This window comes from Kitasatospora sp. NPDC023176 (genome assembly GCF_055560495.1).
Map to the genome: position 1 here is coordinate 173,319 of NZ_JBVHIP010000016.1, position 24,041 is coordinate 197,359.

The following is a 24,041-nucleotide window of genomic DNA, read 5'->3' on the forward strand; positions in this document are numbered from 1 at the left end:
GTGGCGGATGTCGGTGCAATCGGTGCGCCACTACTGGGCGTTGTTCGCGGGGACGTTCGTGGCGCTGGCGCTGGGTGTCGGCCTGGTCGGGGTCTCGGCCTCGGCGCTGGCGGCCACCTGGGTGGTGCCGGCCGCCGCCGGTACGGCCTCGGTGACGCTCACCGACCAGGCCGGCGGCTCGCACACGGTCACCACCGGCCAGGCCGACCTGGGCGGGGTGCAGTCCGTGCTGGCCATGGGCGGGGTGGTGTCGGGGTTCGTCACGGTCTTCGTGGTCGCGGGCACCTGCGCCTTCGGGATCGCCCTGCGGCGGCGGGACATGGGGCTGCTGCGGCTGGTCGGCGCGGGCGGGCCGCAGGTGCGCCGGATGGTGCTGGGCGAGTCCTTCGTGGTGGCGGTGCCGGCCGCCGCGGTCGGCTGCGTGCTGGCGGCCGTGGCGGCGCCCGCCACCGTGCGGGCGCTGAACGGGACCGGCCTGTCGCCGGTGGAGCTGAGGCCGGGCCCGCTGTTCTGGCCGCTGGTGTTCGCGGCGGGCACCGGGCTGCTGCTGGCCTTCCTCGGGATGGTGGCGGCGTCCAAGCGCGCGGCGAAGGCGCGGCCGGTGGAGGCGCTGCGCGAGGCGGACCTGGACTCCCGGCCGATGACGGCCGGGCGGGCGGTGGCCGGGGTGCTGGCGCTGGTGGGCGGCGGCGCGATGGTGGCGCTGACCTCCGGCGCCGGGGAGGAGGCGACCACGCCGCTCGCGCTGTTCGGCACCATGGCGCTGGCGGTCGCGGCCTCGCTGCTGGGGCCGCTGTACCTGCCGCCGGTGCTGCGGCTGCTGTCGCTGCCGCTGCGGCTGAGCGATCCGGTGGCGGGGCGGTTGGCCGCGGAGTCGGTCCGTGCCTCGCGGCGGCGGACGGCGGCGCTGGTGGGGCCGGTGCTGGCGATCACGGCGATCGTCGGGGTGTTCACCACGGTGCTGTCCACGGCCGGGGCGGCCAGCGCGGCCGACGACCGGGCCCGTACGGCCGGGCAGTTGGTGGTCGAGCCCGTCGGGGCCGACGGGCTGAGCGCGCGGCAGCTGGCCGCGCTGCGCGGCGACCCGCGGGTGGCGGCGGTGTCGGCGCCGGCCGCGCTGGACCTCGCGGTGGCCGGGCCGACCACGGCCTGGAAGGAGCAGGCGGCGGTGGTCGACCCGGTCGAGCTGTCCCGGACGCACCGGATCACTGCCGCCGAGGGCACGGTGGCGCCGCTGGTGCCGGACACCGTCGCGGTGTCCAAGGAGTTCGCCTCCTGGTACGGCTTCCACGCCGGTAGCACCGTCACGTACGGGCTGTTCGGCGGCCGTCCGGTGAACGCCCGGGTGAGCGCGGTGCTGGAGGGCGGCTCGGCGGTGCCGCACCTGCTGCTGCCGGCCTCGGCGGCGGCCGCGGCCGGCGCGCCGGAGCGGGCGAGCGTGTTGCTGACGCCCGCGGCGGCGGGCGTGGCCGGGGAGGCGGCCGCGGCGCTGACCGCCGAGCTGGGGGCGGACCGGGTGCGGGTGGTGCCGAGTGCGACCTGGTTCGACCACCACAGCACCGATCAGGAGCGGCTCAACCGCCTGGTGCTGCTGGTGTTGACGGTGCCCGGCTGCCTGTACGCGCTGATCGCGGTGGGCAGCACCCTGGTGATGTCGTACAGCCGCCGGGGCCGGGAGATCACGGCGATGCGGATGCTGGGCGTGAGCGCCGGGCAGGTACGGCGGATGGCGCTGTGGGAGTCGGTCTCCACCACGCTGCTGGGGGCGGCGGTGGCGGCCGCGGTGGTGACCCTCGGGGTACGCGCCTACCGCGGGGCGCTCACGGTGTTCGGGGGTACGACGCCGCTGAGCGTGCCGTGGCAGTTCCTCGGCACGCTGTTCGCGGCCTGTCTGCTGACGAGCGTGACGGTGAGCCTCGCCGCCACCGGGCACCTGTTGCGGCGGGTGAGCGTCGGGAGCGCCGGATCGCGCCAGTAGTCGTCGCCCCGGTAGTCGTCGGCCGGCAGCGGTCGTGCCGGTCGTGGTCGTGCCGGTCGTGGGGGCCGACGGGCGTAGCGTCAGTCGGTCCGCCGTGCCTATGCTGAGCCCCAACTGATGAGCGATCACGTTTATGTTCATCATTCAAGGTTTGTGCCCGCCACCCGGCGTGGACCCACTATTCAGGAGTCGCCATGCGCGTCGCGATCGCGGAGGATTCCGCTCTCCTACGGGCCGGAATGGCGAGGCTGCTGGCGGACGAGGGAATAGAGGTGGTGGCTTCGCTGGGCGATGCCACAAATGTCCTCGATGTCGTCCGGGAGACCTGTCCGCACGTGGTGATCATGGACGTCCGGATGCCCCCGACCCACACCGACGAGGGCATCCGGGCGGCCGTGAAAATCCAGCGACTGGACGGCGGCCCGGCCGTGCTGCTGCTGTCCCAGTACGTGGAGCACACCTACGCGCAGCAGTTGGTGAGCAACGCCCGGGGCGGCACCGGCTACCTCCTGAAGCAGCGGATCGGTGACTTCGCGGAATTCCTGGCCGCCCTCCAGCGGGTCGGGAAGGGCGAGACCGTCCTCGACCCGGACCTCTTCCGGCAATTCATCGGGAGTCCCCGCGAGAAGCGCGCCGCGGAATTGCTGACCCCGCGCGAGCACCAGGTGCTGGAACTCATGTCGACCGGTCTGACGAATATGGGGATCGTCAATCGGCTGAACATCTCCGAGCGGGCCGTGGAGAAACACGTCACGGCGATCCTGGGAAAGCTGCGCATTCCGAATTCCGGGGAGAGCCACCGGCGCGTACTGGCCGTCCTGGACTATCTGCGCGGCATCGACCGGCTGGCCGCGGACGAGAGCCGCTGACGCCGCAGTGTCCCCGCCGCACGTGAAACTGCCGAGCCCGTACCGGGCCGCCGCAGGGCTCATCTACCTCTCCGTCGGCAGCCTGGTGGGCCTCCTGCTGGCGCCGCTGGTCGTCCTCTCACTGGTCCTGCGGGTGCTGTCCTGGGCGCTGCTGGTCGGCCTGCCGATGCTGGTGGTGCTCTGCGTCCGGGCGCTCAGCACGGCGTTCCACCGGGTGGCCCGCCCCGGACCGGCCGGCTCCGCGCCCGAGCAGCCGGCCCGGCCCAGCCGGACCTGGCGCGAGCACCTGCGGGACATGCCCGCCCGGCTGGCCTTCCTGCGTGACGGCATCTCCTTCAGCCTGCCGCTGCTGCGCGCCGTCGCCGAGCTGGAGCAGCTGCTCGCCCGCTTCGTGCACGGCGTCGACGGGCCGCGGGAGCCGGTGCTGCGGGCCCTCGCCCTGCGCCGGGAGCGGCACCGCCCGCCCGAGGCGACCTGGGACGACATCGGCTACCTGGGGCTGCTGCTGCTCGGCACGGTCTGGCTGGCGCCGCTGGCCGCGCTGGCCGTCCCGGTGGTCGCCTTCGTGGTGGCGCTGCCGATCGGCCCGCCCGACCAGCTGGCCTTCGGCCCCGGCAACAACATCGTGGTGGACTCCGCCGTCAGCCGGCTGCTGGTCGCCGTCTGCTCGGTGGTGGTCTTCGTCCTGCTGCTGGGCCTGCTGCTGTGGCTGGGCCGGCTGCGCGCCCGGATGGTGCGCCGGGTGCTCGGCCGGATCGAGCAGACCGAGACCCGGCGGCGGGAGGCCGCCGCCGAGCGCCAGCGGATCGCGGCGCTGCGGGTGAACGACGCCGATTTCCGCCGGGTGGAACGCGATCTGCACGACGGCGCCCAAGCCCGGTTGGCCGCACTGCTGATGCACCTCTCGCACGCCCGATTGCGCCGCAGTGACGACGCGGAATACCTGGCGGCGGTCGTCGGCGAGGCGCACCAGGAAGTCGAGAAGGCCATCGAGGAAATCCGCGACCTGGTCCGCGGGATCCAGCCGCCGATACTGAGCGACCGCGGTCTGGACGCCGCCGTGACGGCCCTGACGGAACGCTTTCACGTACCCGTCTCGATTTCCAGCAATCTGGACCGGCGGCCGGATGTCCGGGTGGAGTCGACCGCCTATTACGTCATCGCGGAATGCCTCGCCAACACCGCGAAGTACGCGGGTGCCACGGCCATCCACATCGCACTCGAACAGGGTGACGACCGTTTGGTGGTCTCGGTCACGGACGACGGCGTGGGCGGGGCCAGCCCGACCGTGGGCACCGGCCTGCGCGGCCTGGAGGACCGGGCCGCCGCGATCAACGGCCGACTGGACGTCAGCAGCCCGCCCGGCGGGCCCACCACCGTACGGGCCACTCTGCCCTGGTCCGTGACTCCGGTCTGACCTGCGGCTTTTCCCCATACGGAAAGATCTTGCCCTTCTCTGAACATCTGATCGAGGATGGATGGTGCGGGTAACCGCACCATCGACGGTGCGGCTACCCGCACCGGTGCACTCGATGAAGGGGGAAACATGGATGCGCACCTCGCCGTCAGACTGGCCGCCGCGGCACGCGATCACGCGGTTCCCGGCGCCCAGTTGACCGTGTACCGAAACGGTCGGACCAGGTCCGTCGTCACCGGCGTCACCCAGGTCGGCGGCACCGATCCGGTCACCCCGGAAACCGCCTTCGCGCTCGGCTCCGTCACCAAGGCCTTCACCGCCACCGTCATCGCCCAGCTGGCCGCCGACGGCGATATCGACCTCGACGATCGAATCGCAGAGCACGTACCGGAGTTGAGCACCCCGGCGGCCGGCGAGTTGTCGTCCGTGACAATTCGGCAGGTGCTCAGCCACACCGCCGCACTGGTCGCCGACCACGAACTCGACAACCACGAGGACGCCTCACTGATCCGGTACGCGGCCAGTGTCGCGAACACCGGGCTGCTGAATGCGCCCGGCACCTGCTTCTCCTACTCGAACACCGGCTACAACCTGCTCGGCCGGGCCATCGAATACGTCACGGATATGAAGTGGCGGGCGGCCCTGGAGAATTTCCTGCTCCGCCCGCTCGGCATCGACCCGTTGCTGCCGCAGGATTCCGCCGACCGCTCCCGCGCGCTCGCCACCTGCCACACCGTCCGTCCCGGCGACGGCTCGGCGCGCCCGGTGGGACTGTTCCTGCCGCACAGCTGGGCGCCGGCCAGCGGCCTCGCCGCCAGCGCGGACGACCTGGTCCGCTTCGCCCGGCTCCACCTGGGCGACCACCCCGACGCCGAGGTGCTGCTCCCCGGCGAGGTCCGGGCCGAGCTGGCCCGACTCGCCCCCGGCGCCGACGCCTTCGGCATGGCCGACGGCTGGGGCCTCGGCCTGGCCCGCTACGACTCCCCGGACGGCGTCTGGCTCGGCCACGACGGCACCGTCGACGGCGGCACCGCCCACCTGCGCTTCCACCCGGCGAGCGGCACCGCGCTGGCGCTGACCACCAACTCCACCACCGGCACCCTGCTCTGGGCCGACCTGGTGGGCTCGCTGCGCGAACTCGGCCTGGCCGTCGGCGAGTATCGCCCCCGGCTGCCCGCCCCCGCCCAACCGCTCGCCGCCGACCGCCTGGTCGGCGACTACCGCAACGGCGACACCTCCTTCTCCGTCCGCAGCCACCCCACCGGTCTGCGGCTGTCCGACGGCACCGGCCTGGTCGCCGAGCTGGCCCTGCACGGCCGGTCGGTGTTCACCGCCCGGCGTCTGGACGCCCAGGAGGCCGCCTACACCGGCCGGTTCGTCACCGACCCGGTGACCGGCGAGGCCGTGGTGCTCCAGCTCAGCGGACGCTCCGCCCGGCGCACCGCCGCCTGACCCTCCCCTCCCCCGCCCCACCACCCCCAGCGTCTCTCCCCCCACCACCACCGTCCCCCGGCGCCCCCTCGACTCCGCCGGCCCCCGCCGCGCGTCCCCGTTCCCGCGCCGCGGCCCACCGTTCCCCCGCTCTCCCCGTCGCCGGCCCGTCACCAGGGGCTCCCCTCGGCATGCCCCCGTGCTGACGCCGGCCTTTCTGGAGGTACAACCGTGGCTCGCCCCGACATGCCGGTCAACCGTGCGGTCCCCCACCAGGTGGCGTTCTGGCGGAAGCGGCTGGCGGGTGTCGCCCCGCTCGAACTGCCCACGGACCGACCGCGTCCAGTGGTGCGGACCGCCGACACCGCGAGCTGCGAACGCGCCCTCCCGGCCGGCGCGGCGGCCGCGCTGGCCGACCTCGCCCGGGCCCACGACACCGCCCCGTCCACGGTGCTCACCGCGGCAGCGATCGCGGTGCTGATGCGCCACTCCGGCCAGGAGGACGTCGCGCTCGGCGCGGTCTCCCCCCGCACCGGGCACACCCTCACGCTGCGCACCGCCGTCGACCCGGCCGCCGGCTTCGACGCGCTGCTGCGCCGCACCGCCGCCGACCTCGCCGAGACGCTCGCCAACGACGGCGTCCCGATCTCCGAGCTGGTCGAGGCGCTGGCCCCGAGGCAGGACACCAGCACCACCCCCTTCGTCCAGGCCGTGGTCGCCCTCACCGACGAACTCCCGCTGGCACACCGCGCGTTCGACCCGCTCGACCTGTGCGTCGAGGTGCTCGCCGGGGAGCGCCGGATCCGGATCCGGTACGCCACCGCCCTGTTCGACCGGGACACCGCGGCCCGGCTCGCCGACCAGCTGGCCGTCCTGCTCACCGCGGCGGGCGCCGACCCGACCCGGCCGCTGACCGCGCTGCCGCTGCTCGCCCCCGAGGAAGCCGAGCGGGCCGTCCGGGCCTGGAACGACACCGCCCGCGAGGTGCCCACCGGCAGCTTCCCCGAGCTGTTCGCGGCCTGGGCCGGCACCCGGCCGGACGCCCTCGCGGTGGTCGACGAACGGGAGCGGATCAGCTACCGCGAACTCGACGAACGGGCCAACCGGATCGCCCACCACCTGATCGGACTCGGCGCCGAACGCGGCCAGTTGATCGGCCTGTGCGTGGAGCGCGGCGCCGCGATGGCGGCCGGCCTGCTCGGCATCATGAAGGCCGGCGCCGCCTACCTGCCGCTCGACCCGGACTACCCCGCCGACCGCCTCGGCTACCTGCTCCAGGACTCCGGCGCCCGGCTCGTCCTCACCCAGCGGAACCTGCGCGACCGGCTGTCCGGCAGCGACGCCGTCCTGGTCGACCTGATCGCGGACCGGGCCGCCATCGCCGCCCGGCCGGACACCGCCCCCGAGGTGGAGCTGCGCCCGGACGACCTCGCGTACGCCATCTACACCTCGGGCTCCACCGGCCGCCCCAAGGGCGTGCTCGTCCCGCACGCCGGGATCGGCAACCTGGCCGCCGTCCAGGCCGAGGCCTTCGACGTCACCCCCGGCTCGCGGGTCCTGCAGTTCGCCTCCGCCAGCTTCGACGCCGCGTTCTGGGAGGTCAGCATGGGCCTGCTGACCGGCGCGACGCTGGTCATGGGCAGCAAGGAGACGCTCGCGCCGGGCGAGCCGCTGGCCGCCTGGGCCGCCGAGCACGGCGTCACCCACGCGACCCTGACCCCGGCCACCGTCGCGGTGCTGCCCGAGGGCCGGGGCCTGCCCGAGGGGGCCACCCTGATCGTGGCCGGCGAGGCCAGCACCGCCGACCTGGTGGCCCGCTGGTCCGCGGGCCGCCGGATGGTCAACGCGTACGGCCCCACCGAGACCACCGTGTGCGCCACCATGAGCGCCCCGCTGAGCGGCGCGACGGTGCCCCCGATCGGCACGCCGATCGCCAACTTCCAGGTCCACCTGCTGGACGAGGCCTTGCGGCCCGTCCCGGTCGGGGTGCGCGGCGAGCTCTACCTGGCCGGCGTCGGCCTGGCCCGCGGCTACCACGGCCGGCCGGGCCTGACCGCCGAGCGCTTCGTGGCCAACCCCTTCGGCGCCCCCGGCGATGGGCCCCTGTCCGGTGGCGGGCGAGGCGGGAGGATGTACCGCACCGGCGACATCGCCCGCCGCCGCCCCGACGGCACCCTGGAGTACCTCGGCCGCGCCGACGACCAGGTCAAGATCCGCGGCTTCCGGATCGAACTCGGCGAGATCGAGAGCGCGCTAGCCCTCCACCCCGACGTCGCCCAGGCCGCCGTCGTCACCCACAACACCAACCTGGTCGGCTACGTCTCCCCCACCGAGGGGCGCCGCCCGGACGGTGACGCGCTGCGCGCCCACCTCGCCACCGCCCTGCCCGAGCACTTGGTCCCCTCGGCCGTCCTGGTCCTCGACACCCTGCCGCTCACCCCGAACGGCAAGGTCGACCGCCGGGCGCTGCCCGGCCCGGGCGCGCTGCGCGCGGGCGCCCGGGCCGCGGCCCCGCCGAGCACGCCCGTCGAGGCGACCATCGCCGGCGTGTGGTCCGACGTCCTCGGGGTCGAGGCCGTCGGGGTGCACGACGACTTCTTCGAGCTGGGCGGCAACTCGATCCTGGCCGTCCGGGCCGTCTCCCGGCTACGGGCCGCGCTCGGGGTGAAGCTGCCGCCGCGGATCCTCTTCGACGCCCCCACCATCGCCGAGCTCGCCGCCACCGTGGCGCCCGCCGACTCCACCGCCGAGCAGCCGATCCCGGCCGTGCCCCGCGACGGCGTGCTGCCGATGTCCTTCGGTCAGCAACGCCTGTGGTTCCTGGAGGACTTCGACCCGGGCAGCGCCGAGTACCACACCGCGCTCGGGCTGCGGCTGGCCGGCCCGCTCGACGAGGAGGCGCTGCGCGCGGCGGTGGGCGACCTGGTGCGGCGCCACGAGTCGCTGCGCACCACCTTCGGGGTGATCGACGGCCACGGCGTCCAGGTCGTCCACCCCGGACTGCCGCCGCAGTGGCGCACCGTGGACCTCACCGCCACCCCCGACGGGCTGCGCGAGGAACGGCTGGACGAGTTGGTCGGCGCCGAGACCTCCCGGGCCTACGACCTGCACACCGGCCCGGCGTTCCGGGTGCTGCTGGTCCGGCTGGCCGCCGAGCAGCACGTGTGCGTGCTCGGCATGCACCACATCGTCACCGACGGCTGGTCGATGGGCGTGGTCCGCCGGGAGCTGGGCGGGCTGTACACCGCCCGGGTCACCGGGCGCGCCGCGCAGCTCGGCGAACTGCCCGTCCAGTACCCGGACTTCGCCCAGTGGCAGCGCGGCCGACTGGCCGACGGAGCGCTGCTCGACCGCCACCTCGACTGGTGGCGCGAGCAGCTGGCCGGCGTCACCCCGCTGGAGCTGCCCACCGACCGGCCCCGCCCGCCGGTGCGCTCCTCGGCCGGCGCGGTGCACTCCTTCCGGCTGCCCGACGCGACCGCCGCGGCGCTGCGCGAGCTGGCCCGCGCCGAGTCCGCCACCCTGTTCATGGTGCTGACCGCCGTCGTCAAGGCCGTCCTCGCCCGCTACTGCGCCCAGCCGGACATCGCGGTCGGCACCGCCTCCTCCGGCCGCGACCGCGCCGACCTGGAGGGCCTGGTCGGCTTCCTGGTGAACACCGTGGTGCTGCGCTCGCGGGTCGAACCGGAGCAGTCCTTCGCGGAGTTCCTGGCTGCCGTCAAGGAGACCGTGCTGGCGGCCTTCGCCCACGAGGAAGTGCCCTTCGAACGGCTGGTGGAGGCCGTCCAGCCGGAGCGGGACGCCAGCCGCACCCCCCTGGTCCAGGCCATGGTGGTGCTGCAGAACGCACCCGGGGACGCCCTGGAACTGCCCGGCATCACCGTCACCGACCACCCCGTGCACCGCGAGGCCGCGCCCTTCGACCTGACCGTCGAGTTCTTCGAGACCGACGGCGGCCTGACCGCCCGGATCGGCTACAGCACCGCGCTGTTCGACCGGGCGACGGTGGTGCGCCTCGCCGGGCACCTGAGCACCCTGGCGGCGGCCGCCGCCGCGGAGCCCGGCCGGGTGCTGGCCACCCTGCCGATGCTGACCGAGGCCGAGCGGCACGAACTGCTGCCCGCCCCGGCCACCGCCGCGCCGGAGCCCCCGACCTTCACCGAGCTGATCGAGGAGCAGGCCCGCCGCCGCCCGCACGCGCCCGCCGTGGAGGACCGGCACGGCACCCTGAGCTACCGCGAGCTGGACGAACGGGCCGACCGGCTCGCCCACCACCTCGCCGAGCTGGGCGCCGGACCGGGCCGCATCGTCGGCCTCTGCCTGGAGCGCGGCACCGAACTGCTGGTCGGCCTGCTCGGCATCATGAAGTCCGGCGCCGCCTACCTGCCGCTGGACCCGAACTACCCGGCCGACCGGCTGGCCTTCATGCTCGCCGACTCCGGCGCCGGGATCGTGGTCACCCGCACCGAGCTGCTCGGCGAACTGCCCGCCACCGAAGCGGTGTCGGTGGACCTGACCGCGCAGGCCGACCGGATCGCCGCCCGGCCCACCGGCCCGACCGCCGGGCGCCCGCGCCCCGCCGACCTGGCGTACATGATCTACACCTCCGGCTCCACCGGCACCCCCAAGGGCGTCCTGGTGCCGCACTCCGGCATCGCCGGTCTGGCCGCCGCGCTGGCCGAACGGCTGGCCGTCACCCCGGACAGCCGGGTGCTGCAGTTCGCCTCGTCCTCCTTCGACGGCGCGGTGATGGAGATCCTGATGGCCCTGCCCGCCGGCGCCACCCTGGTCCTGCCCCCGCACGGCCCGATCGTCGGCGAGGCGCTCCAGGACTTCCTGCGCGAGCGGCGGATCAGCCACGCCCTGCTGGCACCCTCCGCGGTGGCCACCCTGACCCCGGACGGCCTGGACGGGCTGCGCGCCCTCGCCATCGGCGGCGAGGCGGGCACCGGCGACCTGGTGGCCCGCTGGTCGGCCGGCCGCCGGATGATCAACGCCTACGGCCCCACCGAAGGCACCGTGGTGGCCACCATGAGCGGCCCGCTGGCCGGCGACGCCGTCCCGCCGATCGGCACCCCGCTGCCCGGCACCCGGGTCCTGCTGCTGGACGCCCGGCTCCAGCCGGTGCCGGTCGGCGTCCCGGGCGAGCTCTACCTCGCCGGGCCGAACCTGGCCCGCGGCTACCACGCCCGCCCCGGCCTGACCGCCGAGCGCTTCACCGCCAACCCGTACGGCGCCCCGGGCGAGCGGATGTACCGCTCCGGCGACATCGCCCGCCGCCGCCCCGACGGCACCCTGGAGTACCTCGGCCGCGCCGACGACCAGGTCAAGATCCGCGGCTTCCGGATCGAACTCGGCGAGATCGAGACCGCGTTGGGCCGCCACCCGGACGTCCGCGACTCCGCCGTGGTGGTCCACCAGGACGAGGCCGGGCGCAAGCGCCTGGTCGCCTACCTGGTCGCCGACCCCGCCCCAGCCGCGGGCGAGCTGCGCGCGCACCTGACCGGCACGCTCCCGGACTACATGATCCCCGCGCTGTTCGTACCGCTGGACCGGCTGCCGCTGACCCCCAGCGGCAAGGTGGACCGGCGCGCACTGCCCGAGCCCGATCTGCGGGCCGGCCGGGCGGAGACGCAGTACACCGCGCCCCGGGACGAGGCCGAGCGGGTGCTCGCCGCCGTGTGGGCCGAGGTCCTGGGAGTGGAGCGCGTCGGCGTCCACGACAACTTCTTCGACCTGGGCGGCGACTCCATCCTCTCCATCCAGGTGGTCTCCCAGGCCCGGCAGGCCGGGCTGCGCCTGACCTCCAAGATGATCTTCGTACACCAGAGCGTCGCCGCGCTGGCCGCCGTGGCCGGGACGCTCGACGAAGCACCCGCCACCGCCCCGGCCGTGGTCGCCGGGGAGGTCGCGCTGACCCCGATCCAGCGCTGGTTCTTCGCCGAACACACCGTCGCCCCGGGCCACTTCACCATGTCCGCGCAGCTCGAACTGGCCCCCGGGACGGACACCGTGCTGCTGGACCGGGCGCTCGGCGCGGTCGTCGACCACCACGACGCACTGCGGCTGCGCTACACCCGCAGCGGCCCTGAGTGGGTTCAGCAGTACGGCGAGACCCGCTGGCACGCCGGACGGCTCGCCGTCCGGGACCTCTCCGCGCTGCCCGCCGAGGAGCAGGACGCCGAACTGCACCGCACCGCGCTCGCCGCCCAGAGCGGACTCGACCTGGCCGAGGGCACCCTGGTGCGGGCCGTCTTCTTCCGGCTCGGCCACGCCCGGGCGCCCAGGCTGTTCGTGACCGTCCACCACCTGGCGATGGACGGGGTGTCCTGGCGGATCCTGCTCCAGGACCTCGACACCGCCTACCGGCAGCTCGGCGCGGGCCGCCCGGTCGAGCTCGGCGCCAAGACCAGCAGCTTCCAGCAGTGGTCGCGGCGGCTCGCCGAGCACGTTCGCGACGGCGGCCTCGATTCCGAACTCCCCTACTGGCAGCAGGCCTCGGCAGCCGTACGCCCGCTGCCCGGCGGCTCCGACGGCGACCGCCCGAACACCTTCGGCGCGGCGCGCACCGTCAGCGTGCGGCTCGGCCGCGCCGAGACCGAGGCACTGCTCCAGCGCGTCCCGGCCGCCTACCGCACCCGGATCAACGACGTGCTTCTCACCGCCCTCGGCCGGGTCCTGCGGGACTGGGCGGGCGCCCCGGTGACGATCGCCCTGGAGGGCCACGGCCGCGAGGAGCTGTTCGCCGACCTCGACTCGTCCCGCACCGTCGGCTGGTTCACCACCATCCACCCCGTCACCCTGGACGTGCCGGCCGGCGGCTGGGGCGAGGCACTGAAGTCGGTCAAGGAGCGACTGCGGGCCGTCCCCGGCCACGGCCTGGGCTACGGCGCGCTGCGCCACCTCGCCGCGCCCGGCAGCCCGGCGCACCGCGCGCTGGCCGACGCCGCCCAGCCGCAGCTCAGCTTCAACTACCTCGGCCAGTGGGACGGCACCACCAGCTCCGAAGGGCTGATCCGGGGCCGGCTGGACGCGCCGGGCGCCGACCAGGCCCCGGACGAGCACCGCCCGCACCTGATCGACATCGTCGCCCAGGTCGGCGACGGCGAGCTGCGGATCGACTGGATCCACGCCCCCGCCGTGCACGCGACCGCCGAGGTGCGGCGACTCGCGGAGGCCTTCCTGGCCGCGCTGGGCGAGCTGGTGGCGCACTGCCTCCGGCCCGGCAGCGGCGGCGCCACGCCGTCCGACTTCCCGCTGGCCCGGCTCGACCAGGCGGCCCTGGACCGGATCGTCGGCGACGGCCGCGGCATCGAGGACGTCCACCCGCTCACCCCGGTGCAGAGCGGCATGCTGTTCCACGGCCTGGCCGAGCCGAGCGCCTACTTCGAGCAGCTGAGCTTCGTCCTGGACGGCGTGACCGACCCGGAACTGCTGGCCCGTGCCTGGCAGTTGACCGCCTCCCGGTTCGACGTCCTGCGCGCCCGGGCGGTCTGGCAGGACCTCGAACGCCCGCTGCTGGTGGTCGAGCGACAGGCCGAACTGCCCGTCACCCACCTGGACTGGCGGGAGCTGACCGACACCGAGCAGCGGGCGGCCGAGCAGCGGCTGCTGGCCGAGGACCGCGCCACCCCGCTGGACCTTGGCACCGCCCCGCTGATGCGGCTGACCCTGGTCCGGCTGTCGGCCGATTCCGTCCGGGTGGTCTGCGCCTTCCACCACGTCCTGCTCGACGGCTGGTCCACCTTCACCCTGCTCGCCCGCACCTACGACGTGCACGCGGCACTGGCCGCCGGCCGGGAGCCCGAACTGCCCGGTCACCGGCCGTTCCGCGACTACGTCGACTGGCTGGAACGGCAGGACCACGGCGCGGCCGAGTCCTACTGGCGCGCGGCGCTGGCCGGCTTCCCGGCCCCGACCCCGCTGCCCGCGCTGCGCCGCACCGCCGGCGGGCAGGGCGCCGGCGCCGACGGGAAGTGCGCCCGCCGGCTGCCCGCACCCGCCGCCGAGCGGCTGCACGAGTTCGCCCGCCGCCACCGGCTCACCGTCAACACGGTGCTCCAGGGCGCCTGGGCGCTGCTGCTGGCCCGGCACGCCGGGGAGCCGGACGTCGTCTTCGGCACCACCGTCTCCGGCCGCCCCACCGACCTGCCCGGCGCGGACGCGATGGTCGGCATGCTGATCAACACCCTGCCGGTGCGGGTCCGGGTCGAGGAGTCCGCGCGGGTCACCGACTGGCTGGCCGATCTCCAGCACCGCCAGGTCGAGGACCGCCAGTACGAGTACGCCGCCCTGCCGCAGATCCAGTCCTGGAGCGAACTCGCCCGCGGCACCGCCCTGTTCCAGACCCTGATGGTGTTCGAGAACTACCCGGTGGACGAGCAGGCGGCGCTGGCGCACGGGCTGCGGGTGCGCGAACTGGCGGGCACCATCGCCGCACACTACCCGCTCAACCTGATCGCGTACGGCGGCGACGGCCTGGACTACACCCTCGCCTACGACACCGAGCTGTACGATCCGCGGACCGTCGCCCGGCTCGCCGACCGGCTGGACGCGCTGCTCGCCGGGATCGCCGCCGGCCCCGCCGACGCCCGGCTGGCCGAGCTGTCGATGCTGGCCGCCGACGAGGCCGAACTCACCCTGCACACCTGGAACGACACTGCCCGGGAGCTGCCGGAAGCCGGACTGCCCGCCCTGTTCGAGGCCGCCGTCGCGGCCCACCCCGACCGGGTCGCACTCGCCCACCCCGGCCCGGACGGTCACGTCCACGAGCTGAGCTACCGGGAGCTGGCCGAGCAGGCCGACCGGCTCGCCCACCACCTCGCCGAACTGGGCGCCGGAGCCGACCAGTTGGTCGGCATCTGCCTGGAGCGCGGCCCGCGGGCGATCACCGCCCTGCTCGCCGTCCTCAAGGCCGGCGCCGCCTACGTGCCGCTCGACCCGGACTACCCCGCCGACCGCCTCGCGTACATGATCGAGGACACCGGGATGCGGCTGCTGGTCACCGAGGAGCGGCTGCGCGACCGGCTGCCCGACACCGGCGCCCGGCTGGTCGACCTGGACCGGGAGGCGGCCCGGATCGCCGCCCGCCCCGCCACCGCCCCCGCGACCGCGCCGCACCCGGACCAGCTCGCGTACGTCATCTACACCTCCGGCTCCACCGGCCGCCCCAAGGGCGTGCTCACCACCCACCGGGCGGTGGTCCGGCTGGTGCACGGGACGGCCTTCACCGACATCGGCCCGGACAGCACCGTCGCCCAGTTCGCCTCGCTGTCCTTCGACGCCTCCACCCTGGAGGTCTGGGCGGCGCTGCTGCGCGGCGCCCGGCTGGCCGTCCACCCGCCCCGGCTGCCCACCCCGGCCGAGCTCGGCGCGTTCCTGAAGGAGCAGCAGGTCACCCACCTGTGGCTGACCGCCGGCCTGTTCCACCAGGTCGCGGACGAGCGGCCGGACGCCTTCGCCGACCTGCGGCAGCTGATCGCCGGCGGCGACCGGCTCTCCCCCGAGCACTGCGCCAAGGTGCTGGCCGCCCACCCCGGGCTGCGGCTGACCAACGGCTACGGCCCCACCGAGGCGACCACCTTCACCACCACCCACGACCTGGCCGCCGACCGGTCCGAGGGCCCCGTGCCGCTGGGCGCCCCGATCGCCAACACCCGGGTGTACGTGCTCACCGACACGCTGGCTCCGGCCCCGATCGGCGTGCCCGGCGAGCTGTACATCGCCGGCGCCGGACTGGCCCGCGGCTACCACGGCCGGGCCGGGCTGACCGCCGAGCGCTTCACCGCCGACCCGTACGGCGCCCCCGGCGAACGGATGTACCGCTCCGGGGACCTGGTCGCCTGGCGGGCCGACGGGGTGCTGGACTTCCTCGGCCGCAGCGACGGCCAGGTCAAGATCCGCGGCTTCCGGATCGAGACCGGCGAGGTCGAGGCCGCCCTGGTGACCCACCCGGCGGTCGGCGACGCGGCCGTCGTCCCGCACACCGAGGACGGGCGCACCGTCCTGGTCGGCTACCTGGTCCCGGCCGGCGACGCGGCCGTGCCCGACGCCACCGCGCTGCGCGCCCACCTGGCGGCCACCCTGCCCGGCCACATGCTGCCGGCCGCCTTCGTCCCGCTGACCGCCCTGCCGCTGACCGCCAACGGCAAGGTCGACCGGCGGGCCCTGCCCGCCCCGGCGGAGCGGCTCGGCACCGGCGGCGGACGGCAGGCTCCGCGCACCGCCACCGAGGAGCTGATCGCCGAGATCTGGCGGGAGCTGCTCGCGGTGGCCGAGGTCGGCGTGCACGACGACTTCTTCGTCCTCGGCGGCGACTCCCTGCTGTCGCTGCGCGCGGTGTCCCGGATCAACGCCGTGTTCGGCACCGGGCTCTCGCCGCGGGCCCTGTTCGAGCGGCCGACGGTCGCCGGGACGGCCACCGCGGTCGAGGACCTCGTACTGGCCGAGCTGGAAGCGGCCGCCGCGCAGTCCTGACGTCCCGCACCCCCTCCCCCCGCCCCTCCCGTTCATCTCCCCGACGCCCCGACAGGAGTCCCCGTGTCCAACCCCTTCGAGCAGAACGACCGCTCGTACAGCGTCCTGGTCAACGACGAGGGCCAGCACTCGCTCTGGCCCACCGGCATCGCCGTCCCGCTCGGCTGGGACACCGTCCTCGCGGACCGGCCCCGCGAGGAGTGCCTCGGCTACGTCGAGACCCACTGGACCGACCTCAGCCCGCGGAGTCTTCGCCCCGCCGCGGGCTGACCGGGGCGCGTCCGACCGAGCAGACCGGGCTTGGCCCGACGACTCCCCACCCGACCGAGTCGTCGGGCCCGCCCCGGGCCCCGCCGCACCTCCCCGACCACCACCTCACTGGGGGATTCTTCCGATGAACACGCCGTCCGCCCGCGAAGACCGGATCGCCGCCCTGCCCGCCCACCTGCGCGAGGCGCTCGCCCGCCGCCTGGCCGGCCAGGCGGCGCCGGGTGCGGCCGAACCGCTGATCCCCGCGGTCCCGCGGGACGGCGAGCTGCCCATGTCGTACGGGCAGCAACGGCTCTGGTTCCTGGAGGACTTCGAGCCGGGGAACACCGACTACCACTCGGCGCTGCCGCTGCGGATCACCGGCCCGCTCGACCCGGACGCCCTGCGGGCCGCCCTCAGCGGGGTGGTGGCCCGGCACGAGGCGTTGCGAACCACCTTCACGGCGCGGGACGGGCGGGGCCTGCAGCTCGTCCACCCCGAACTCGCCCCCGAGTGGACGGCCGCCGAGGCGGACGGCGAGGACGCCGCCCGCGCCCTGGTCCGGGCCGAGATGGCCCGCCCGTACGACCTGCGGCACGGTCCGCTGGTCCGCGCGCTGCTGATCCGGCTGGCCCCGCAGGAGCACCTGTTCGTGCTCGGCATGCACCACATCGTCACGGACGGCTGGTCGCTGGGCATCGTCGCCCGCGAGCTGGGCGCGCTGTACGCCGCCGAACTCGACGGACGAACCGCCGATCTGCCCGAAGTCTCCGTCCAGTACCCGGACTTCGCCTCCTGGCAGCGCGCCCGGCTGGAGCGCGACGGGCTGCTGGACAGCCGACTGGACTGGTGGCGCGAGCAGCTGCGCGGATTCTCCCCGCTCGAACTGCCCACCGACCGGCCCCGCCCTGCCGTCCGCTCCACCGCCGGCGCGGTGTACGCCTTCGAGCTCGCGGAACCGACCGTCACCGGGCTCAAGCAGCTGGCCAAGGAGCACGGCGCCAGCCCGTTCATGGTGCTGACCGCCGCCGTGAAGGCGGTCCTGGCCCGCTGGTCGGGCCAGCAGGACATCGCCGTCGGCACCTCCTCGGCGGCCCGCGAGCACCCGGAGCTGGAGCAGCTCGTCGGCTTCCTGGTCAACACCGTCGTGCTCCGCACCCAGGTCGAACCCGCGCTTACCTTCGCCGAGTTGACCGCCCGGGTGAAGGACACCGTGCTGAACGCCTTCGCCCAGGGCGACGTCCCGTTCGACAAGCTGGTGGAGGCCGCCCGGATCGAGCGCGACCCGAGCCGCACCGCCCTGGTGCAGGCCACCGTCGTGCTGCACAACACCCCCGACGACACCCTGGCCCTGCCCGGCGCCGCCACCACGCCCTACCCGCTGGAGCGGGCCGCCTCGCTGTTCGACCTGACCTTCGAGTTCGAGGAGCGGGACGGCCGGCTGCACGGCCTGGTCGAGTACTCCACCGAACTCTTCGACCGGACCACCGTCGCCCGGATGAGCGGCCACCTCGGTGTGCTGCTCGACGGCGCGATCGCCGCGCCGGACCGCCCGCTGTCGGCGCTCCCGCTGCTCACCGCCGAGGAGCACCGGCAGCTGGTCACCGACTGGAACTCCACCGCGCTGCCCGCCGGGGGCGATCGGGCGCTGATCCACGAACGGATCGCCCGGCAGGCCGCGCTGACCCCCGACGCGGTCGCCGTGATCGCCGAGGACGCCGCCCTCACCCACCGCGAGCTGGACGAGCGTGCCAACCGGCTCGCCCACCACCTGGCCGCCCTCGGCGCCGGCCCCGGCGCGCTGGTCGGCCTGAGCGTGGAGCGCGGCTCCGCGATGGCCGTCGGCCTGCTCGGCATCCTCAAGGCCGGCGCCGGCTACGTGCCGCTCGACCCGGCCTTCCCCGCCGACCGGCTGTCGTACATGCTCGCCGACTCCGGCGCCCGGATCGTGGTCACCGCCGGCGCCGTGCGCGACCGGCTGCCCGCCGCCGGGCTCCGGCTGGTCGACCTGGACGCCGACCGGGCCGACATCGACGCCCGGCCCGCGACCGCCCCGGACACCGCCGTCACCGCCGGCGACCTGGCCTACGTCATCTACACCTCCGGCTCGACCGGCAACCCCAAGGGCGTCGCCGTCGAGCACCGCAACGTCCGGCACATCTGCGCCGCCTGGGACGCCCGGTACGGGCTCGCCGAGCTCAAACCCCGCTTCCTGTCCGTCTCCAGCCTCTCCGTCGACCTCTTCTTCGCCGACCTGATCCGCTCCGTCCCCTTCGGCGGCGCGCTGATCATCGCCTCCAAGGACGTCACCACCGAGCCCCCGGCCCTGCTCGACCTGATCGCCGCGACCGGAGCCACCGGCCTGGAGATCGTGCCCTCGCTGCTCAACGCCGTCCTCCAGGAGGTCGAGCGGCGCGGCGACGACTTCCCGCTGCTTCGGCTGCTCTCGGTCGGCTCGGAGGGCTGGCGGGTCGAGGACTGCCGCGCCCTGCTGCGCCGGCTCCGGCACGACGCGGTGGTGGTGAACGCCTACGGCGGCACCGAGGCCACCGTGGACTCCACCGTCTTCACCCCCACCGAGGAGTCCCTGCACGGCAGCGTGTACGTCCCGATCGGCCGTCCGCTGCCGGACACCCGGGTGTACGTCCTGGACGCCCACGGCGGCGTCGTCCCGATCGGGGTGCCCGGCGAGCTGTGGATCGGCGGCGAGGGCGTCGGCCGCGGCTACCACGGCCGCCCCGAGCTGACCGCCGAACGGTTCACCGCCAGCCCCTTCGTCCCCGGCGACCGGCTGTACCGCACCGGCGACCGGGCCCGCCGGCTGCCCTCGGGGGACCTGGAGTTCCTCGGCCGGGCCGACGACCAGGTCAAGATCCGCGGCTTCCGGATCGAGCTGGGCGAGGTGGAGAGCGCCCTGCTGACCCACCCGTCGGTGCGCGAGGCCGTGGTGCTGGCCCACCAGGACGCCGCGGGGCGGCGCCGACTGGCCGCGTACGTCGTCGGCGCGGGCGAGACGCCCGGCGCCTCCGAGCTGCGCTCCCACCTGTCCGGGCTGCTCCCGGACTACATGGTCCCGGCCGTCTTCACCGCCCTGGACCGGCTGCCGCTGACGCCCAACGGCAAGGTCGACCGGCGGGCGCTGCCCGAACCGACCGCCGGAAGCGCGCCGGCCGGCACCGAGTACACCGCCCCGCGCGACACGGTCGAGGAACGCCTCGCCGAGGTGTGGGCCCAGGTGCTCGGCGTCGAACGAGTCGGCGTCCACGACAACTTCTTCGACCTGGGCGGCGACTCCATCCTCTCCATCCAGGTCGTCTCGCGGGCCCGGCAGGCCGGTCTGCAGCTCAGCTCCAAACTGCTGTTCCTGCACCAGAGCATCGCCGCCCTGGCCGCTGTGACGGGCACGGCCCCGGCCTCGGCGGCGCCCGCCACCGCGACCACCCCGGCCACCGGACGGGTCGAACTCACCCCGATCCAGGCCTGGTTCCTCGCCGCCCACACCGTCAATCCCGACCACTACGCGATGTCCGTCCAGGTCGAACTGGCCCCGGACACCGACCCCGGGCTGCTCGCCCGCGCCCTTGACGCGGTGCTGGACCAGCACGACGCCCTGCGGCTGCGCTACACCCGCAGCGGCGAGGAGTGGCTCCAGGAGTACGGGAGCCGACCGGACGACGTGCTGACCGTGCGTGAGCTGAGCGGCCCGGACGCCCCGGCCCTGGAAGCCGCCGCCGTCGAAGCCCAGCGGGCCCTGGACCTGTCGGCCGGCCGGCTGGTCCGGGCGGTGCACCTCCGCTTCGCCGACGGGTCCGCGCCCCGGCTGTTCCTCGCCGTGCACCACATCGTCATGGACGGGGTCTCCTGGCGCGTCCTGCTGGACGACCTGGCCACCGCCTACGACCGGCTCGCCCGCGGCGGCCCGGCCGAGCTCGGCCCCCGCACCAGCAGCTACCAGGACTGGGCCGGACGGCTCGCCGAGCACGTCCGGGCCGGCGGCCTCGACCACGAGCTCGCCCACTGGAGCGCGGTGGCCCCCGCCGACGCCCCCGCCCTGCCCGTCGACCACCCCGAGGGCCGCAACGTCACCGCCCGGGAGCGCACCGTCGAGGTCCGCCTCGGCCGCGCCGAGACCGAGGACCTGCTGCACCGGGTGCCCTCGGCCTACCGCACCCGGATCGACGACGTCCTGGTCGCCGCGCTCGGCCGCACCCTGGCCGACTGGACCGGGACGGACCGCCTGGTACTCGGCCTCGAAGGGCACGGCCGCGAGGAACTGTTCGAGCAGGTCGACCTCTCCCGCACCGTCGGCTGGTTCACCACCCACTACCCGGTCGCCCTGCGGCTGCCCGCAGCCCCGTCCTGGGGCACCACGCTGAAGTCCGTGAAGGAGCAACTGCGCGCCGTCCCCGGCCGCGGCCTCGGCTACGACGCGCTGCGCTTCCTGTCCGCGCCCGAGCAGCCCGGCCACGCCCTGCTGGCCGACCCGCTGCCCCCGATCAGCTTCAACTACCTGGGCCAGTGGGACGGCACCACCAGCGTCGACGGGCTCATCCGCGACCGCCTGCCCGCCCTCGGCCTCGACCACGAGCCCGAGGAGCCCCGCCCCTACCTGCTCGACGTCGTCGGCATGGTGGAGGACGGTGTCCTCGGTTTCACCTGGATCTACTCCGACGAGGTCTTCGACGAGGCGACGGTCGCCCGGCTGGCACAGCAGCACCTGACCGCGCTGCGCGAGCTGGTCGAGCACTGCCTGCGGCCCGGCAGCGGCGGCGCCACACCGTCCGACTTCCCGCTCGCCCGGCTGAACCAGGACGCCGTGGACCGGATCGTCGGCGACGGCCGGAACGTGGAGACCATCCACCCGCTCACCCCGATGCAGAGCGGCATGCTCTTCCACACCCTCTCCGAGCCCGGCTCCCAGGCCTACTTCGAGCAGACCAGCTTCCTGCTCGACGGCGTCGCCGACCCGGCCCTGCTGGAACAGGCCTGGCAGCACGTCACCGACCACCTGGAGATCCTGCGCGGCGCCCTGGTCTGGGAGCGGGTCGACCGCCCCCAGCTGGTGGTGCACCGGCGGGTGGAACCGCCCGTGGTCCACCTCGACTGGCGCCGCCTGCCGGAGCCGGAGCGGGCCCGCGCACTGGAGCAGCACCTCGCCGAGGACCGCGCCCGGGGCATCGACCTGTCCGTCGCGCCGCTGATGCGGATGGCCCTGATCCGTCTCACCGACACCACCGTCCGCGTCGTCCGCACCTCCCACCACGTGCTCCTGGACGGGTGGAGCACCTTCCAGATGCTCGACGACCTCACCACCGCCTACCGGGCCCTGGTCGCCGGCCGGCGACCGGTCCTCCCCGCGCGGCGCCCGTTCGCCGCGTACGTGGAGTGGCTGGAGCGCCAGGACCTCGCCGAGGCCGAGTCCTACTGGCGGCGACTGCTCGGCGGGTTCACCGAGCCGACCGCACTGCCCTTCGACCGGCTGCCCGCCACCGGGCACCAGGCGCAGTCCTCCCGCCGACTGCTCACCCGGATCCCGACCGGGGTCTCCCAGCGGCTCTACACCGTCGCCCGGGAACACCGGCTGACCGTCAACACCGTGCTGCAGGGGGCCTGGAGCCTGCTGCTGTCCCGCTACTCGGGCGAGCCGGACGTGGTGTTCGGTGCGACCGTCTCCGGCCGGCCCGCCGACCTGCCCGGCGCCGACGCGATGGTCGGCATGCTGATCAACACCCTCCCGGTGCGGGTCGAGGTCGACGGCGACGCGCCGATCGGCGACTGGCTGGGCGGCATCCAGCAGGCCCAGGCCGAGGCCCGGCAGTACGAACACGTCCCGCTGACCCAGATCCAGGGCTGGAGCGGGGTCGAGCGCGGCACCCACCTGTTCGAGAGCCTGGTCGCGTTCGAGAACTTCCCGGCGGACGGCGGCACTTCACCCACCGACGGGGTCCGGCTGTACGGCCTGGAGGGCGCCGACGTCACCAACTACCCGCTCAACCTGGTCGCCTACGCAGGCGAGGAACTGGCCTTCGCCCTCTCCTACGACCCCGCGCTCTTCGACGCCGGGACCGTCGAACGGCTGGCCGGCCACCTCGGCGCGCTGCTCGCGGCGATCGCCGAGGACCCGAACCGGCGGGTGTCGGCCGTGCCGATGCTGATGCCCGGGGAGCTGGAGCGGGTGAGCGGTGAGTGGAGCGGTGTGCCGGGCGTGCCCGCCTGGGCGGGCACCATCCACGGACTGGTCGCCGAGCAGGCCGCCCGCACACCCGATGCGCCGGCCGTCACCTTCGGCGACGAGACGCTCAGCTACCGGGAGTTGGACGAAGCCGCCAACCGGCTCGCCCACCACCTGATCGGATTCGGCGCCGGACCGGACCGACTCGTCGCCCTGTCCGTCGAACGCGGACTGTCGATGGCCGTCGGCCTGCTCGGCATCATGAAGGCCGGCGCCGCCTACCTCCCCCTCGATCCGGCCTACCCCACCGACCGCCTCGCCTACATGCTCCAGGACTCCGGCGCCCGCCTCCTCGTCACCCACCACGGCCTCAACCGGAACCTCCCCTCGGAGAACGTCCAGGTCATCGACCTCGACCAGGACGGCGCCACCATCGCCGCCTGCCCGACCACGGCGCCGCAGTCCGGTGCCACCGCCACCGACCTGGCTTACGTCATCTACACGTCGGGGTCGACGGGCCGGCCGAAGGGCGTGGCCATCGAGCACCACACCGTGCTCCACCTGATGGCCAACTCCCAACCCCTGTACGACTTCAACACCGACGACGTGTGGACCGTCTTCCACTCCTACGCCTTCGACTTCTCCGTCTGGGAACTCTGGGGCGCCCTCACCACCGGCGGCCGCGCCGTCATCATCGGCCACGACACCGCCCGCAACCCCGACGCCATGTGGCACCTCCTCCACCACCACAACGTCACCGTCCTCAACCAGACCCCGTCACTCTTCCGCGAACTCGTCGAACACGCCGCCCGAACCACCAACACCACACCCCCACAACTACGGTGGATCATCTTCGGCGGCGAAGGCCTCGAACCCAAACACGTCACCACCTGGTTCAACACCTTCCACCAGAACCACACCCGCCTGATCAACATGTACGGCATCACCGAAACCACCGTCCACGTCACCCACGGCGAGATCACCCCCCACCACCTCACCACCGGACGACGCCTGCCCGCCGGACGCCCCCTCCCCGGCTACGGCATCCACCTCCTCGACCCCCACGGAAACCCCGTCCCCACCGGCATCCCCGGAGAGATCCACGTCACCGGCGGCGGCCTCGCCCGCCACTACCTCCACCGCCCCGACCTCACCCTCGAACGCTTCCCCCACCACCCCCACGGCCAACGCATGTACCGCTCCGGCGACATCGCCCGCTGGCTCCCCGACGGCACCCTCGAACACCTCGGCCGCGCCGACCACCAAGTCAAGATCCGCGGCTACCGCATCGAACTCGGCGAAATCGAAACCGCCCTCCTCACCCACCCCCACATCCACGAAACCCTCGTCACCACCCACCCCACCCCCGACGGCCACCACCGCCTCACCGCCTACACCGTCACCACCACCCCCACCACCCCCACCGAACTACGCACCCACCTCGCCACC

At 74.4% G+C, this 24,041-nt stretch carries 7 protein-coding genes; all 7 read left to right on the forward strand.

The genetic code is table 11. From position 1 onward, the window contains the following. The first annotated feature begins 7 nt into the window (after positions 1-7). Positions 8-1,978, forward strand: coding sequence for an ABC transporter permease (locus ACZ3YL_RS22745; protein ID WP_465659387.1), 1,971 nt, complete (start codon positions 8-10; stop codon positions 1,976-1,978). Positions 1,979-2,172: 194 nt separating this feature from the next. Next, positions 2,173-2,847 (forward strand): response regulator, encoded by a 675-nt coding sequence (locus tag ACZ3YL_RS22750; RefSeq protein WP_465659399.1) that lies wholly within the window; start codon positions 2,173-2,175, stop codon positions 2,845-2,847. Positions 2,848-2,869: 22 nt separating this feature from the next. Next, positions 2,870-4,264, forward strand: coding sequence for a sensor histidine kinase (locus ACZ3YL_RS22755; RefSeq protein WP_465659401.1), 1,395 nt, complete (start codon positions 2,870-2,872; stop codon positions 4,262-4,264). 129 nt (positions 4,265-4,393) lie between these two features. Next, positions 4,394-5,716 (forward strand): serine hydrolase domain-containing protein, encoded by a 1,323-nt coding sequence (locus ACZ3YL_RS22760; RefSeq protein ID WP_465659402.1) that lies wholly within the window; start codon positions 4,394-4,396, stop codon positions 5,714-5,716. 210 nt (positions 5,717-5,926) lie between these two features. Continuing rightward, positions 5,927-16,171 (forward strand): amino acid adenylation domain-containing protein, encoded by a 10,245-nt coding sequence (locus ACZ3YL_RS22765; protein ID WP_465659403.1) that lies wholly within the window; start codon positions 5,927-5,929, stop codon positions 16,169-16,171. Between the two features lie 63 nt (positions 16,172-16,234). Continuing rightward, positions 16,235-16,441, forward strand: coding sequence for an MbtH family protein (locus ACZ3YL_RS22770; protein WP_465659404.1), 207 nt, complete (start codon positions 16,235-16,237; stop codon positions 16,439-16,441). A 124-nt stretch (positions 16,442-16,565) separates the two neighbouring features. Further along, positions 16,566-24,041 (forward strand): amino acid adenylation domain-containing protein (locus tag ACZ3YL_RS22775; protein ID WP_465659406.1); only part of this gene is annotated, 7,476 nt, incomplete at its 3' end.

What these genes read in the sequence shown, in the direction of transcription:
- ACZ3YL_RS22750 (WP_465659399.1), top strand. Translation starts at nt 2,173, where the DNA reads ATGCGCGTCGCGATCGCGGAGGATTCCGCTCTCCTACGGGCCGGAATG.
- ACZ3YL_RS22745 (WP_465659387.1), top strand. Translation starts at nt 8, where the DNA reads ATGTCGGTGCAATCGGTGCGCCACTACTGGGCGTTGTTCGCGGGGACG.
- ACZ3YL_RS22760 (WP_465659402.1), top strand. Translation starts at nt 4,394, where the DNA reads ATGGATGCGCACCTCGCCGTCAGACTGGCCGCCGCGGCACGCGATCAC.